Annotated in this window: 13 protein-coding genes and 1 tRNA gene; 6 read left to right on the plus strand and 8 right to left on the minus strand. The window is 62.7% G+C overall.

Translation table 11 applies throughout. The annotated features are described in order from the left end of the window. Positions 1 to 239 precede the first annotated feature (239 nt). Positions 240 to 1,460 (plus strand): CaiB/BaiF CoA transferase family protein, encoded by a 1,221-nt coding sequence (locus BM438_RS26600; RefSeq protein WP_093640262.1) that lies wholly within the window; start codon positions 240 to 242, stop codon positions 1,458 to 1,460. Between the two features lie 116 nt (positions 1,461 to 1,576). Here BM438_RS26600 and BM438_RS26605 read toward each other — a convergent pair whose 3' ends face one another. Together BM438_RS26605 and ggt are read right to left on the minus strand one after the other, a co-directional pair. Continuing rightward, positions 1,577 to 2,137, minus strand: a complete 561-nt coding sequence (locus tag BM438_RS26605; RefSeq protein ID WP_093640265.1) for an RBBP9/YdeN family alpha/beta hydrolase — start codon at positions 2,135 to 2,137, stop codon at positions 1,577 to 1,579. Between the two features lie 41 nt (positions 2,138 to 2,178). Then, positions 2,179 to 3,933 (minus strand): gamma-glutamyltransferase, encoded by a 1,755-nt coding sequence (gene ggt, locus BM438_RS26610; protein WP_093640267.1) that lies wholly within the window; start codon positions 3,931 to 3,933, stop codon positions 2,179 to 2,181. Positions 3,934 to 4,431: 498 nt separating this feature from the next. Here ggt and BM438_RS26615 point away from each other — a divergent pair, with 498 nt between their 5' ends. Together BM438_RS26615 and BM438_RS26620 are read left to right on the plus strand one after the other, a co-directional pair. Further along, positions 4,432 to 6,141 (plus strand): glutamine--tRNA ligase/YqeY domain fusion protein, encoded by a 1,710-nt coding sequence (locus tag BM438_RS26615; protein WP_093640271.1) that lies wholly within the window; start codon positions 4,432 to 4,434, stop codon positions 6,139 to 6,141. A gap of 271 nt (positions 6,142 to 6,412) precedes the next feature. After that, positions 6,413 to 7,306: a transporter substrate-binding domain-containing protein gene (locus BM438_RS26620; protein WP_093640274.1), complete on the plus strand. Its 894-nt coding sequence runs from the start codon at positions 6,413 to 6,415 to the stop codon at positions 7,304 to 7,306. A gap of 10 nt (positions 7,307 to 7,316) precedes the next feature. Here BM438_RS26620 and BM438_RS26625 read toward each other — a convergent pair whose 3' ends face one another. Together BM438_RS26625 and BM438_RS26630 are read right to left on the minus strand one after the other, a co-directional pair. Further along, positions 7,317 to 7,766 carry an NUDIX hydrolase gene (locus BM438_RS26625; RefSeq protein ID WP_093640277.1) on the minus strand — a complete coding sequence of 150 codons (450 nt, stop codon included), beginning with the start codon at positions 7,764 to 7,766 and terminating at the stop codon, positions 7,317 to 7,319. 82 nt (positions 7,767 to 7,848) lie between these two features. Further along, positions 7,849 to 8,238: an RT0821/Lpp0805 family surface protein gene (locus tag BM438_RS26630; protein ID WP_093640280.1), complete on the minus strand. Its 390-nt coding sequence runs from the start codon at positions 8,236 to 8,238 to the stop codon at positions 7,849 to 7,851. Positions 8,239 to 8,520: 282 nt separating this feature from the next. Between BM438_RS26630 and BM438_RS26635 the strand changes: the two genes are divergently transcribed. After that, positions 8,521 to 8,760 carry a hypothetical protein gene (locus BM438_RS26635; protein ID WP_093640283.1) on the plus strand — a complete coding sequence of 80 codons (240 nt, stop codon included), beginning with the start codon at positions 8,521 to 8,523 and terminating at the stop codon, positions 8,758 to 8,760. 55 nt (positions 8,761 to 8,815) lie between these two features. Here the strand turns inward: BM438_RS26635 and BM438_RS26640 are convergent, their stop codons facing one another. Next, positions 8,816 to 10,297 (minus strand): cytochrome-c peroxidase, encoded by a 1,482-nt coding sequence (locus tag BM438_RS26640; protein ID WP_093640286.1) that lies wholly within the window; start codon positions 10,295 to 10,297, stop codon positions 8,816 to 8,818. A gap of 215 nt (positions 10,298 to 10,512) precedes the next feature. Here BM438_RS26640 and BM438_RS26645 point away from each other — a divergent pair, with 215 nt between their 5' ends. Beyond that, positions 10,513 to 12,093, plus strand: coding sequence for an acid phosphatase (locus tag BM438_RS26645; protein ID WP_093640288.1), 1,581 nt, complete (start codon positions 10,513 to 10,515; stop codon positions 12,091 to 12,093). Between the two features lie 244 nt (positions 12,094 to 12,337). Next, entirely contained in the window at positions 12,338 to 12,721 is a 384-nt protein-coding gene (locus BM438_RS26650) for a DUF427 domain-containing protein (protein WP_093640291.1), read from the plus strand. A 58-nt stretch (positions 12,722 to 12,779) separates the two neighbouring features. Here the strand turns inward: BM438_RS26650 and BM438_RS26655 are convergent. From BM438_RS26655 to BM438_RS44955, 3 genes are all read right to left on the minus strand, one after another. Beyond that, a tRNA-Arg gene (locus BM438_RS26655) sits at positions 12,780 to 12,853 on the minus strand. Between the two features lie 311 nt (positions 12,854 to 13,164). Further along, a complete protein-coding gene (locus BM438_RS26660) occupies positions 13,165 to 13,995 on the minus strand; it encodes an undecaprenyl-diphosphate phosphatase (RefSeq protein ID WP_093640294.1) in 831 nt (276 codons plus the stop codon). Between the two features lie 323 nt (positions 13,996 to 14,318). Continuing rightward, positions 14,319 to 14,570, minus strand: coding sequence for a hypothetical protein (locus BM438_RS44955; protein WP_143131754.1), 252 nt, complete (start codon positions 14,568 to 14,570; stop codon positions 14,319 to 14,321). Positions 14,571 to 14,606: the final 36 nt, after the last annotated feature.

The raw sequence follows: 14,606 nt of genomic DNA on the forward strand, positions 1-14,606 counted from the left end.
CATGCGCGGCGGCGGGCCTGTCCCGCCTTGATCCCGATAGCCATTCGGCCAGGTTTGGCCGGGTAGCGAGTGACATGGCAAGGCGCGCCGCGCGTCCTATGCCGTTCGGCCGACTGCGCCGGCGCGCGGGAATCGCTTAAGATTGCCCCCATCCGCGGCGCCACGCGCGCCGATTTGGCATGGGACCGGAGTAAGCGCTAAAGCGCTAACTCCGGTCGACAAAGGAGACATTGAAGAATATGGGCGCTCTCAGTCATATCCGCGTGCTGGACCTCACACGCGTGCTCGCCGGCCCTTGGTGCGCGCAGACGCTCGCCGATTTCGGCGCCGACGTGATCAAGATCGAACGGCCCGAAGTCGGCGACGACACGCGCCACTGGGGGCCGCCGTACCTGAAAACGCCGGAAGGCGCCGACACACGCGAGGCCGCCTATTACCTCGCGGCCAATCGCAACAAGCGCTCGGTCACCGTCGACATCGCTTCGCCCGAAGGCCAGCGGATCATCCGCGAACTGGCCGCGCAAAGCGACGTGGTGCTGGAGAACTACAAGGTCGGGCAGTTGAAGAAGTACGGCCTCGATTACGCGTCGCTGAAGGAAGTAAAGCCCGATCTGATCTACTGCTCGGTGACCGGCTTCGGCCAAACCGGCCCGTATGCGCAGCGCGCCGGCTACGACTTCATCGTGCAAGGCATCGGCGGCTTCATGAGCATCACCGGCGAGCGCGACGGCCAGCCGGGCGGCGGTCCGCAAAAGGCCGGCGTCGCGATCGCCGATCTGATGACCGGCATGTATTCGACCATCGCCGTGCTCACGGCGCTCACGCATCGCGACCGCACGGGCGAAGGCCAATACATCGACATGGCGCTGCTCGACGTGCAGGTCGCGATGCTGGCCAACATGAATTCGAATTATCTGGCGAGCGGCCAGCCGCCCGTGCGTTGGGGCAATGCGCATCCGAACATCGTGCCCTATCAGACCTTCCAGACGAGCGACGGCTGGATCATCGTCGCGGTCGGCAACGACGGCCAGTTCCGGAAATTCGTCGAGGCGGGCGGGCGCGCCGAACTCGCCATTGACGAGCGATTCGCGACCAATCCGGCGCGCGTGCGCAACCGCGACATCCTCGTGCCGATTCTGGCCGACATGGTGCGTCTGCAGGGCAAACAACAATGGATTGCCGCCCTGGAAGCAGCCGGTGTGCCGTGCGGACCTATCAACGATCTGGGCGAAGTGTTCGAGAACGAGCAGGTGGTGGCGCGCGGGCTGCAGGTCGATCTGCCGCATCCGTCGGGCGGCACGGTCAAACTGGTGCGCAATCCGATCAATATGAGCGGCACGCCGCCCGAAGCGCTCTCCCATCCGCCGACGCTCGGCGAGCACACCGACAGCATCCTGCGCGATGTGCTCGGCTATGACGAGGCACGGATTGCGGCGTTGCGGGACCAGTCGGTGATTTGAGGCCGGCTGCGTTGTGGGCGAGTGGTCTGGCGGTCGGCTGAGGCGGTGGCAGTTTTCAGCGGAGCTGGCGATGGTGGCCAGCTCACTCGCCGCTCGAATCTCAGCAAATCAGGCGATCACCGCTGCTCGCCTAACGAAGCCAGCCAGCGCCGCCCCTCTTCCCAATCGCCGAGGCCGCTGTCGGCATTGATGTGGCCGCGCGGCCCGATGTCGATCCAGCGGCTGCCCCACGCGCTCGCACACGTCTGCGAAAACGGCACGCCGCCGTATGGATCGTCGCTGCTCGACACGACGATGCTCGCGAACGGCAGGCGCACAAGAGGCACCGGTGCAAAGCCGCTGGCGTCCTGCGGAAAATGTGCCCCGGAGGGATCGGGCACGGCCACCAGTAATGCACCGGCCACTTTGGCCAACTGCTCAGTGCTCGCGTACTGCGACGCCCAGAAAGCGGTCGCGAGGCAGCCCAGGCTGTGCGCGGCGAACACCACCGGCGATTCGGCTGCGGCCACTGCGGCGTCGAGCGTGCGGCACCACGCGTCGCGCGTCGGATGGTCCCAGTCGGGCATCTGCCCGCGCGCGAAGGCGGGATCGAGTGCTTCCCAAAGCGTCTGCCAGTGGCCCGTGCCGGAATTCTGATAGCCTGGCAGCACAAGTACGTTTAGTTTTTGTCCGCTCATTGCGTTCCCCGTCGCAGTTCGTTTTTCAAGTTCGCTTTCACTCAATGCATCACACGACCCACACCCACGCCGCGCGGATCCGCCGCCGGCTCAGGCGTCGTCCCTTCAACGCGAATCATCTGCACATCACCGTTAAACGACTGCCCTTCCAGCGGGTAGCCTCTGGCTTTTAGCTGATCTGCCAACTCGCCCGTGATCGGATGATACGGCTCGAAATAGATCGTCTTAGGCGGCAACAACTGATGATGGAACCGCATCGCAGCCAAAGCGTCGGCAGGCGCCATGTTGAAATCGTACAGGTTAGTCATGACCTGGAAGATCGACGTCAGGATTCGCGAGCCCCCCGGCGTGCCGATCACGAGCGACACCTTGTTGTCCTTCAACAGGATGGTCGGCGTCATCGACGAAAGCGGCCGGCGTCCCGGAGCCACCGTGTTCAGATCGTCAGCCGTTGCGCCGGGCGTGCCGGCGGCAGCCGGTTTGGTGACGAAGTCGTCCATCGCGTCATTGAGCAGGAAGCCGCCGCCGTCCACCACCACGCCGGAACCGAAATCCCCGTTCAGCGTGTAGGTGTTCGACACGGCGTTACCCCACTTGTCGACCACCGAAAAATGCGTGGTTTGCGCTTTCTCCGGCATCACGTCGCCGAGGCCGCCTTTAACGGGCGTGGCGCCCGGCACTTCGTCGGGTTTCACTTCATCGGCGCGTTGCGCGAGGTAGGCGTCGCTGGTCAGTTTGTCGACCGGCACCTTGTACGAATCGGGGTCGCCAATGTATTGCTGGCGGTCAGCGAACACGCGGTCTTCGATCTGCGCGATCAGATGGATATACGGCTCGGAGTTCAACTCAAGGCCTTCGAACGCCGGCTTCAGATCTGCCTTCATCTTCAGCATCTGGATCAGCCCGACGCCGCCCGAACTCGGCGGCGGCGCGGTCACGACCTGGTAGCCGATCAAGTCGGCGGTGAGCGGCTGACGCCAGACAGCCTTGTATTGAACCAGGTCCGGCTTCGTGACCAGACCGTGGCCGTACATCTGCTGCGCGATCAGATCCGCGGTGCGGCCTTCGTAGAACTCACGACCGCCGTCGCTGGCAATGCGCGAGAGGGTTTGCGCGAGTTCCGGCTGGCGATACATCACGCCCGCCTTCAGGTTCGAGAAGTAGGCGTCGAAATTGGTCTTGCCGGCGAAACTCTTCGCCGCCGCGTCGTGACGCTGCTGCAACCCCTGGTCGACCTGGAAGCCGTCGGTGGCGTAACGGATCGCGGGCGCCAGCACCTGCTTCCATTTCAGCTTGCCGAAGCGCTGCTGCGCTTCCCACATACCCTCGACGGTGCCCGGCACGCCCACCGCGCGATGGCCGACGAGGCTCATACCCGGCACGAGGTTGCCTTTATCGTCGATGTACATATCGGGGGTCGCCTGTTGCGGCGCGCGCTCGCGGTAATCGAGAAAATACGGCTTGCCGTCCATGAACAGGGTCATAAACCCGCCGCCGCCGATATTGCCCGCGTCCGGACAGGTCACGGCCAGCGTGAAGGCGATCGCCACCGCGGCGTCCACGGCGTTGCCGCCGGCGGCGAAGATCTGCTGGGCGGTGTCGGCGCTGTAGCGATCCGGCACGGCCACCGCCGACGCGTCCAGCACGGCCTTTGGCGGCGGCGTTTTCGCGAGCGCGGGGGCCGGCGCGACGACGCTGCCGGCGAGCGCGGCGAACACGGCCGTAGCCGTCACGATCCGTGCGAAAGACAAAGGGGCAAAAGGCGCGCGAGGCGCGTCATGTGACGGGACGGACATCCGAGAAACTCCGGGAACTAGGAGCGCCATGTTGCACGAACGAAAAGCGTCCATGCCAGGGCGGCTCAATGGGTGAGGCGGCCTGCACACCCGGCAGCACTGCGCTCGGCGCTACACGGCGGGTACAGGCAGCGCAATCCGAAACGGCTTGAACGGGGGCGCGGGTGTGCGGCGAGGCTGTCTGGCTTGCGCCGCACGGGCGCAAAGTGGCGCCGGGGGAAAAATCCGTGGGCGAACATCATGTTGCCCGTGCGCGGCGCGTGGAGAGTGCGCCGCCCGCATCGTAAGTCGCCATGGACCGCGCAAACAAAACGTTTTACCTCCTGTTACAGCACATTAAACGCAGCTTGCAGGATCTCGTCCTGCCCCCAAAAACCGCCCGAAACCGCTCAAACGTTGGCTGCGCGCCGCACTCGCCTGCCGCGAGCGAACGCGTCAGGTAGAATTGACGGATAAGTGGGCGCATTGCGCGTCCCCGACAGACTTTCACCTTCTCGCATGAATACCGAACGCAACGACGCGCCAGCGGCATCCAATTTCATCCGCAACATCATTGACGAAGACAACCGCACCGGCAAGTGGGAGCAGCGCGTCGAAACGCGCTTTCCGCCCGAGCCGAACGGCTACCTGCACATCGGTCACGCCAAGAGCATCTGCCTGAACTTCGGCGTGGCGCGCAGCTACGGCGGCGTGTGCCATCTGCGCTTCGACGATACAAATCCGGAAAAGGAAAGCGTCGAGTACGTCGACTCAATCATCGACTCCGTGCGCTGGCTCGGTTTCGAGTGGGAAAAAGGCGGCAAGGAACAGCTCTACTTCGCGAGCGACTACTACGACAAACTGTACGAATTCGCCGAACTGCTGATCGAACGCGGCAAGGCCTACGTGGACAGCCAGTCGGCCGAAGAAATGCGCGCGAACCGCGGCTCGGCTTCCGAAGTCGGTACGCCGTCGCGCTTCCGCGACCGTTCGGTGCAGGAAAACCTCGACCTGTTCCGCCGCATGAAAGCCGGCGAGTTCAAGGAAGGCGAGCACGTGCTGCGCGCGAAGATCGACATGTCGTCGCCGAACTTCAACATGCGCGACCCGGTCATCTACCGCATCCGCTTCGCCCATCATTACCGCACCGGCGACACATGGTGCGTGTACCCGATGTACGACTACACGCACTGCATTTCGGACGCGCTGGAAAACATCACGCATTCGCTGTGCACGCTCGAATTCGAAGACCACCGTCCGCTGTACGACTGGATTCTGAACGAGCTGGCCGAAGCCGGAATCTTCACACGCCCGCTGCCGCAACAAATCGAGTTTTCGCGCCTGAACCTGACCTATGCGATCACCAGCAAGCGCAAGCTGCTGCAACTGGTGACCGAAGGCCATGTCGAGGGCTGGGACGATCCGCGCATGCCGACCATCGTTGGTGTGCGCCGCCGCGGTTTCACGCCGGAAGCGATCCAGTTGTTCTGCGAGCGCATCGGCGTCACCAAGGTCGATTCGTGGATCGACATGAGCGTGTTCGAAGGCGCGCTGCGCGACGATCTGGACGACAAGGCGCCGCGCACTGCTGCCGTGCTCGATCCGGTCAAGCTGATCATCGACAACTTCCCTGAAGGCGTGACCGAGCCGTGCAATGCGCCGGTCCATCCGCATCACCCGGAAATGGGGGTTCGAGAATTCCCGATCTCGCGCGAACTGTGGATCGAACGCGAGGACTTCACCGAAACGCCGCCGAAGGGCTACTTCCGCCTGTTCCCGGGCAACAAGGTGCGCCTGCGCTACGGCTATGTGATCGAATGCATCGGCGCGGACAAGGACGAGAACGGCAACATCGTCGCCGTCCACTGCAACTACTTCCCCGACAGCAAATCGGGCACGGAAGGCGCGAACACCTATAAGGTCAAGGGCAACATTCACTGGGTCAGCGCAGCAGGCGCGGTCCCGGCCGAAGTGCGCATCTACGACCGCCTGTTCAAGGAACCGCAACCGGACGCCGGCGGCCGTGACTTCCTCGAAGCGCTGAATCCGGATTCGAAGCGCGTGGTCAACGCCTACCTGGAACCGGGCGCGCGCGCCGCGCTGCCGGAACAGCGCTATCAATTCGAGCGCCACGGCTATTTCGTCGCCGACCGCGTCGATTCGAAACCGGGCAAACCCGTATTCAATCGCATCGTCAGCTTGCGCGACAGTTGGGGCAAGCCGGCGTAAGCTGGAGCCACTACAGCGCGAAGCGCATCTGACGTTGCCTGGCCGACGTCAATTACGGCGTGCATTTCGCAAGCGGGATGCACGCCGTTTTCGTTGCATCATGTTCCATCGACAGTGACAGCGCGGCATCCGTGCACGTGCGAGTCCAGGAGACCCGATGAAAGTTGCAGCCCGTCGCGGGGTAAGTGCATGGGACACTGCGCGAGGCGCGGCTCATACGCGTGCCGTTCCTGTTACGCGCATAACCCGAGCCGCACGCGCCACGCATAGCATGCACAGCGTATTCGTAGCGCTGGTCGCGTTTGGCGCGGCATCGCTCGCCTGCGCCGCTCAAGCGGACGAACTCACCGGCACGCTGAAGAAAATCCACGACGACGGCGTGGTCGTACTCGGCGTGCGAGAAGCGTCGATTCCCTTCTCCTACTTCGACGGCACGCGCACCGTCGGCTACTCGCAGACCATCGCACTGCAAATCGTCGACGAAATCAAGAAAACGCTCGGCCTGCCGCAACTGAAAGTGCACGAAATCACCGTGACCTCGTCGAACCGCACGCCGATGTTGCTGAACAACCAGATCGATCTGGAATGCGGTTCGACCACGCATACGGTGGAACGCGAAAGCGCGGCCGCGTTCTCGAACAGCTTCTTCCAGTACGCGGTGCGCATGATCGCGCGCAAGAGCAGCGGCATTGCGGATTTTCCGGATCTGGCCAGCAAGACGGTCGTGACGACCGCGGGCACCTCCGACGAGCGCCTGCTGCGCCGCCTGAACACCGAGAAGCATCTGAACATGCGCATCACGAGCGCGCGTGACCATGCGGAAGCATTCAGCGCGGTCAAGGACGACCGGGCCGTGGCCTTCGTGATGGACGAGCCGATCGTGTACGGTTTCAAATCGACCGACCCGCACCCCGAAGACTTCGTGGTAACCGGCACGCCGCTCGGCTATGAGGTCTACGCCTGCATGTTCCGCAAGGGCGACGAGCCGCTCCGCACGCTCGTGAACGGAGTGATCGCACGCGGCCAGCTTGCCGGCGACGCCGAGCGTCTATACAACCAGTGGTTCACCCAGCCGATTCCGCCGCACGGCATCAATCTGAATTTTCCGTTGTCGGAACAGAACCGCACGCTGTTCGCGCATCCGAACGACCGCGCGCTCGACTGAGCGTGTCGGCCTATAGCGTTCGATGCAGTTCCGCGAGTGAAAGCGTGGTCTGGAAAAGCCGTGTGAGACTGCGGCTCGCATACCGCTCGACTTCGTCCGGTGCGGTCCAGCGATATGCGTCCATTTCGGGAATCAGCGTGCCGTCGGAGCGGCGCGGAAAGAGCGACGTACAGATGCACGAAGACAGATCGAGTTCGTCGGCCGTCGCACGCGCCGCGAACAGATGCAGATCCTTGTCGCGCCGGTAGACAAACAGTCCGAGATCCTTCAGGCGGCCGGCTTCGATCACGATACCAGTCTCCTCGACCATCTCGCGTAACGCCGTGACGTGTGGCGCCTCGCCCTCTTCGCCGTGCCCTTTCGGAACGTCCCAGTGAGACGTTTCGGTGGCGTGCGCGAGCAGCACCCGGCCGTCCGGGTCGAGCAGCACGATGCCGCACGAGACGACCCGCGCGCTCATCGACGCAATGCGCCGCAGGGGCGCACGGCTTCAGGCTGCGCCGGCGGCAAGCCGGCGCGCATTGTCACACCCGCCCGCACGCTCAGTGTTTCTTCTGCAATTGCCAGTTGCCGCTGCCCTGTTTGCAGAACTGCGGGCGCAGGTTCATCGACTGCCCTTTCGCATTCAGCACGACGCCGACGTCGCGGCAGGTGCGTTCGCCATCCTTCGCGGTGCTGGCGATGCTGATCGTTGCGTCGATCTTCACGCTATTGCCGGTGCCTTCATTGACCCAGCTCACGCTCTCGCCGTCCTGCTTGTCGTTCAAGGCAGCGAACACGGCGTTCTTGATCGAGTCGACGTCGCGTTGCTTCATGTAGCTGATCGGCGTGTCGTTCAGAAACCCGAGGTTCGCCGCTTGCGCACCGATGGCGCCGCCAAGCAGCAGGCCACCGACGGTCAGGTGAAACAGGGCACGGGGTCGCATCGACATGAAGGGTTCTCCTCGAAGAGTGGTTCGGCGGTCTCGAGCGCGCTCACGGCAGCTCGTGATCTGGACCCCAAAAGCATAGCATGTCGCCCTCAAAGTAGCCGCCCGGATGCGGCGTCGCAACGGCCTACGGCAACGTGTAGCGACCAGCTCCCTGCTCTGGGGAACGAACTGGCGCGACGACCGCTCAGACTTTTTAGGACGCGTCTCATATCTTCTTATGGAGCGTTTTCTTAAGATAGGTCTGTTGCGCTGTAGCGCTGATCAAGCTTCCACTGCCGCCCTATGGACATCTCGTCTGCTCTCGAAACCTTCACCGTCGCGCTCGCGCTCTTTTGCGTCGCGCTGGTGCCGTTCGCCATCGGCCGCGATCCGGGTCTTGCGCGGCGCATCGTGCGAATGGACAGCCTCCCTCGCGCACGCTGGCCAAATCTGCTGACACGCGCCGGCATTGCCTGCCTCCTCGTGTCGTTCGCGCTTCTGCTGGTCGGCTGCTATTACATCATTGCCGGCGCAGGCTACTGACCCCGCCCGCGGCGGCACATGCCGCTCAACCGGCCACGCGCCCATCACCCGGCGATCAATTCGCGGCTGCTTGATTTCCCGCTTTATTTCCCGCCTTATATCCATCCGTGAGCGTATTCAAAAACGCCACCACGTCCTTGATTTCAGCCTCGTCGAGCACCGGTTTGTCACCCGGCTTGCGATCGAACGGCGGATCGGTATTCAGATTGGCCCAGTAACGCTGCGGCAGATCGTCGAACTTCTGCACTTTGCCCTTCACGACCGGATAAAACTTTTCCGGGTTTGTGTCGCGTTGCGCATAAAAACGCACGGCCTGATCCAGCGAATGATAGATGCCGTTATGGAAGAAACTCTTCTTCAACGCGACATTGCGCAGCGTCGGCGTGCGGAAGATGCCGCAAAATTCGGCGCGCCCCTTCAGGTCGGTACGCTCCGGCCCGCATGCGCCGAGGTCGTAGAAATGCGGATCGCGATTCACCTGCAGCGCGCGATTGCGCGGCACGCCGATCGCAATCAGACCGAAGTCGCTGAACTGCGGCGGCGCACCGTCCATGGTGCGCTGGCTGATGTGGCAGCTCGCGCAATTGCCCTTCTTTTCGTCGTTGAAGACTTCCAGACCGTGTAGTTCTGCCTTGGTCAGTTGCGTTTTGCCCGCCAGATACGCGTCGTACTTGCTGGTGTATGGGTAGAAAATCTCGGGCGCCTGCTCGAAGGTTTCCAGCGCTTGCAGCACGGCGTTGAAAGTGGCTTCGTCGCTATCGAAAATATGCGCGCCGAATGCCGTGCGGAAAGCCTCCGCATACGGCGCGGCCTTCACCGCCGCCGTGACCTTCGCCGGTGTGCTGCCCATTTCGAACGACGACAGCAGCGGAATACGCGCCTGGTCCGAGCCGCGGTCGACCCGCCCGTCCCACGTCAAGCCGCCAGTCGGCCCGGCATCCACGCTTTCGTCGCCTTCGTCGTCCGACTCGTGATAGTGCTCGGCGAACGCCGGCACCGACTGCAGGTACTTGAGCGTCGGCGCGGCGCGCATGCCGGTGCGGTGCATATCGTTGCCGCCCAGTTGTACCGACAGCGAATTCGCCGGCGAAAAGCCGTGATCGGGGCTGTGGCACGACGCGCAGGCCAGCTTGCCCGAGCCGGATAGCGACGCGTCGAAGAACAGTTGCTTGCCGAGGGCCGTCATCTGCCGCACGGATTCGTAGACTTGCGCGCGGGTCTGACCGGCTTCATGGGCCGCCACCTTGACGGCAGAGGCCGGCGTAGACGTGGACGTGGACGCCGGCGACGCACTCGCCTGGGTCGCGACGCCAGCATTGGCGTTGGCGTTCATATCCACCCTGGCACTCACTTGCGCGTTGCCATTCCCGTTCGCCTTGTCCCCCGCTGTCTGCGAACCTGCATCACACGCGGCCAGCGTCACGGTCATGGCCGCGAGCGCCATCGCCAGCACCGCGCCAATGCCCAGCGTCCCCACGCGCCGCCATGCCTGCGGCCGAACTGCCGTTTTCCGAATCCCCGCGAGACCAGGCCGCATATGAATGATGTGAGTTTGCGATATTGAAGTCCGCGAGCGTATTTCATCGACATGTCGTTTAAATGACATACAGCCGACGAAAATATCGAAACCCAAGCTATTCGTAATTAGTTACATGTTTCTGTCAAATTCCTTGTTCAAACTTTCGCTCGCGGCCATCCGTGTAAGCAATGCACGCGGCCCGTCCCCAACGCGAGAGAGAGAACACATACCAAATGAACAAGAAACTGATCTGCGCGGCGCCTATCGCGATCGCGGCAGCGTTGAGTCTGTATGCGTGCGGCGGCGACAATGTCACCGCGCCACCGGACATCACGTCGATCAAGACGGTCGTGGTGATCTACGCGGAGAACCGCAGCTTCGACAATCTGTACGGCAACTTCCCCGGCGCCAACGGTCTGCAGAACGTGACGGCGGCGAGCGCCACACAGTTGGACCGCAACGGCACAGCGCTCGCCACGCTGCCGCAAGTGTGGAACGGTCTGACGCAAACCGGCGTGACGCCGGTCGTGACGCAAGCGATGACGGCCAACCTGCCGAACAGCCCGTTCGCCATCGACGACCCGAATGGTTTCAACACGCCGATCACCGCCACGACGCGCGATCTGTATCACCGCTTCTATGAAAACCAGATGCAGATCAATGGCGGCAAGAACGACAAGTTCGCCGCGTGGGCGGATTCCGGCGGCCTCGTCATGGGTCATTACACGCTCAACGCGGACAAGTTGCCGTTGTGGAAAATCGCCCAGCAATACACGCTGGCCGACAACTTCTTCATGGGCGCGTTCGGCGGTTCGTTCCTGAATCACCAGTGGCTGATCTGCTCATGCACGCCGACCTATCTGAATGCGGACAAGAGCCCGGCAGCCGCCTCGATCTCGTCGGTCGAAAGCGACGGCGTCACGCTGAAGCTCGCGACCAACTCGCCGGCTTCGGCGCTGAGCGGCCCGCCGAAATTCGTACTCTCGGGCAACCTGACGCCTGACTTCTACGCAATCAACACGATGCAGCCGCCGTATCAACCGAGCGGCAACAAGGCGGCTTCGGGCGGCGACGCCAACCTGGCCGACCCGACTTCGGCCACCACGTTGCCGGCGCAAACGCAGCAGCACATCGGCGATCTGCTGAACAACGCGAAGGTGTCGTGGGCGTGGTACGGCGGTGCGTGGGGTGCGGCGGTCTCGGCGGCGCAAACCGGCGCGACGAATGTGATCTACGGCGCGAACCTGACGGCGCCGAATTTCCAGCCGCATCACCAGCCGTTCAACTACTTCGCCGATCTCGCACCGGGTTCCGCGAACCGTTCGCAGCATTTGCTCGACGGCGGCCTGGCAGGCTCCGAGTTCATCAAAGCGATCGACGCCGGCACGCTGCCGCAAGTGTCGTTCTACAAGCCGCAGGGCAACCTGAACGAGCACGCGGGTTACACCGACGTCGCCTCAGGCGACCAGCATATCGCCGACGTGATCTCGCATCTGCAGAAAAGCCCGCAGTGGAACAACATGCTGGTGGTCGTGACCTACGACGAAAACGGCGGCTTCTGGGACCACGTCGCGCCGCCGAAGGCCGACCGTTGGGGTCCGGGCACGCGGATTCCGGCGCTGATCATTTCGCCGTTCGCGAAGAAGGGTTTCGTCGATCACACGCAGTACGACACGACGTCGATCCTGCGTTTCATCACGCGCCGTTACTCGCTGCCGACGCTGCCGGGCATCTCGACGCGTGATGCCGCACTGGTCAGCAACGGCAGCAAGCCGATGGGCGACCTGACGGCCGCATTGAACATCAGGCAGTAGTCCGCTAGCAACGACCCGCCTGACGGTGGGATCTTGACGGGGCAGCTTCGGCTGCCCTTTTTTGTGTTCGTCGCACGGATCACCCCACGGCGCGCGCGACTCGTTATCGACGCAAACAGCGACACAACGCGTTTGCACGACCGGCGTATGCTTCGACGCAGGACTCGATCATTCCCGCCGATGGCGGCTCGAAACCCATAGCAACGTGTTGCAGGCTTGCCCACCTATTCAGGAGCTCGACAGCATGACGGAAAAAATCATCAAGGTACCCGGTCCCGACCATCCGATTACGATCGAGCCGGACAAAGCCCACGTGGTGGTGACGGTCGCCGGCCGCGTGATCGCGGACACGCGCAATGCACTCGTGCTGCGCGAGGCGGCGTATCCGCCGGTGTATTACATCCCGCGCAATGACGTCGAGATGACGCTGCTGGAACGTACCGATCACGCAACGTATTGCCCATACAAAGGCGATTGCGCGTACTACAGCATTCCGCTTGGCGGCGAGCGGGCAGTGAATGCGGTCTGGACCTACGAGTCGCCCTACGCGCCCGTGAAAGAGATCGCCCAGCATCTGGCGTTCTATCCGAACCGGGTCGATTCCATCGACGTGCAACCGGCGGAGTAAACGGCCTCGCGCGCATCGCAGCGGTGAGGCTTCGATGCGCGGCGCAAGGCTTTTGAAGTACGGCAGGAGGGACTCGAACCCCCCACCCTCGGCTTAGAAGGCCGATGCTCTATCCAGCTGAGCTACTGCCGTATTGACGTGAGGCGATGCAAACACAAACGTGACCAACCTGCATCGCCCGCAATGAGAACCCGTAGAGGGCATTGGAACCTGTGCTGTATGACCGCCACAGGGTTCATGGGATACCGAAATTCTAACTGACCGGGCCGAGGACTGCGGAAATCCGATCCGGCACACGGCAACGCTGATCGGCAATCACCACACAGCATCACAAAACAAACGGGCCCGACTCGTTGAGCCGGGCCCGGATTATAACCGATCGCTTCTTACCCGCCAGTCGCGCGCCAGCACGTGGCGGGCTGTAGCGGGCATGCCGAGCGCAATCAGACCGGCTGCGGATGCAGCATGAACCAGCCGAGGAACACGATCCCGGCGATCACGCAGTACACGCCGAACGAAGCCAGACGTCCGCGGCCTTCGAAATAACGCATCAGGAAACGCACGCTGAGATACGCGGCAATTGCGGTCAGCACGCCGCCGAGCAAGGCATCGGCGAGTTGGTCCGGAGCATGAAACAGTTTCGGCAATTCGAGCACGCCGGCAGCGAAGATGATCGGCGTGCCGAGCAGGAACGAGAACTCGGCGGCCTTCTCGGTCGTCAGGCCGGCCGCGTTACCGGCGATCATCGTCAGACCGCTGCGCGAGAAGCCCGGAATCAACGCGCCGATTTGCGCGAGACCCACGAAAAACGCCTGACGGAAGGTCAGCTTCTCCGGCGCCAAATGCGCGCGCGAACGTTGCAGGCGATCGCCGAACCACAGCAGCACGCCGTTCACGATCAGCGCGGCTGCGACAATGCGCAGATCGTGAAAAATCAGCTCGAGACGTTTCTCAAGGATCAGCCCGACGAGGCCCGCCGGAATCGTGCCGATGATGAGCGCCCACATCATGTGCGCGTCGTCGTTGCGACGGCCGCCGAACGAAGCGAAGAAGCCACGCACCAGCGCGCACCAGCGCTTGCGGAAGTACCACAGCAGCGCGAACGCCGTACCGAGGTGCAACGCGACGAGGAACGGCAGCAGCTGCGGCGCGTGCTTGTCGATATGCATGCCGAACAGGCCAGGCACGAGCAAGGTGTGGCCGAGGCTGCTGACCGGGAACAGTTCGGTGACGCCTTGCAGCACGCTCAGGAAAATCAGAAACGACAGGTTCACGCGGCGGTCCTTGTAAGGAAAATGTCGGGGAACAGCGCGCCGCACAAGGAAATCGACGACGCGTCAAAAGCGCACCGATTATGCCTGGCTGCAAAGTCAGCGCCAAGCGTTTGAACCGCATTCGGGGAAATATTGATGCGCTGCGTCACAACTGGAAACGGTTGTTACGTCGCAGCAAAAGAAACAGAGCGCCGCCGGTGGCCGCCCTGCGTTTATGAGAAATTCAATGTACTGATGCGCGAGAGTTGCGCCAGGTCCGTGGTACTAGACCCGTTACCAGGCCCGCATTGACGGCCCGGCAGAAGGCGAAGCAGATGGCTGGACTAGCGCTCGAGCTTGTAGAAAAAGTAGACCGTGCTTGCCGCGAACATGCCGAACAGCGCCACACCCATTGCCATTGCGAGATCCATAAAGCCTCCTGAGCCGATCTCTCCCGGTGGTTGAAGGGACCGGGCAGTCAGTGGATTATCGACAAGGATAGTGCTTCCCGGCCACCCGCAATTTCCCGAGAAGGGTTTCCCCGTAGCGCAAAGCAGCGCAAAATCGTTGCTTCGCGAGCCGTTATGCAGCGCCATTCGAACGTTCACAACCCGCCTTCGAGCCGCGCTCCA

Source organism: Paraburkholderia aspalathi, from assembly GCF_900116445.1.
Taxonomy (GTDB): Bacteria; Pseudomonadota; Gammaproteobacteria; order Burkholderiales; family Burkholderiaceae; genus Paraburkholderia; species Paraburkholderia aspalathi.

What these genes read in the sequence shown, in the direction of transcription:
- BM438_RS26600 (WP_093640262.1), top strand. Translation starts at nt 240, where the DNA reads ATGGGCGCTCTCAGTCATATCCGCGTGCTGGACCTCACACGCGTGCTC.
- BM438_RS26605 (WP_093640265.1), bottom strand. Translation starts at nt 2,137, where the DNA reads ATGAGCGGACAAAAACTAAACGTACTTGTGCTGCCAGGCTATCAGAAT.
- ggt (WP_093640267.1), bottom strand. Translation starts at nt 3,933, where the DNA reads ATGTCCGTCCCGTCACATGACGCGCCTCGCGCGCCTTTTGCCCCTTTG.
- BM438_RS26615 (WP_093640271.1), top strand. Translation starts at nt 4,432, where the DNA reads ATGAATACCGAACGCAACGACGCGCCAGCGGCATCCAATTTCATCCGC.
- BM438_RS26620 (WP_093640274.1), top strand. Translation starts at nt 6,413, where the DNA reads ATGCACAGCGTATTCGTAGCGCTGGTCGCGTTTGGCGCGGCATCGCTC.
- BM438_RS26625 (WP_093640277.1), bottom strand. Translation starts at nt 7,766, where the DNA reads ATGAGCGCGCGGGTCGTCTCGTGCGGCATCGTGCTGCTCGACCCGGAC.
- BM438_RS26630 (WP_093640280.1), bottom strand. Translation starts at nt 8,238, where the DNA reads ATGTCGATGCGACCCCGTGCCCTGTTTCACCTGACCGTCGGTGGCCTG.
- BM438_RS26635 (WP_093640283.1), top strand. Translation starts at nt 8,521, where the DNA reads ATGGACATCTCGTCTGCTCTCGAAACCTTCACCGTCGCGCTCGCGCTC.
- BM438_RS26640 (WP_093640286.1), bottom strand. Translation starts at nt 10,297, where the DNA reads ATGCGGCCTGGTCTCGCGGGGATTCGGAAAACGGCAGTTCGGCCGCAG.
- BM438_RS26645 (WP_093640288.1), top strand. Translation starts at nt 10,513, where the DNA reads ATGAACAAGAAACTGATCTGCGCGGCGCCTATCGCGATCGCGGCAGCG.
- BM438_RS26650 (WP_093640291.1), top strand. Translation starts at nt 12,338, where the DNA reads ATGACGGAAAAAATCATCAAGGTACCCGGTCCCGACCATCCGATTACG.
- BM438_RS44955 (WP_143131754.1), bottom strand. Translation starts at nt 14,570, where the DNA reads ATGGCGCTGCATAACGGCTCGCGAAGCAACGATTTTGCGCTGCTTTGC.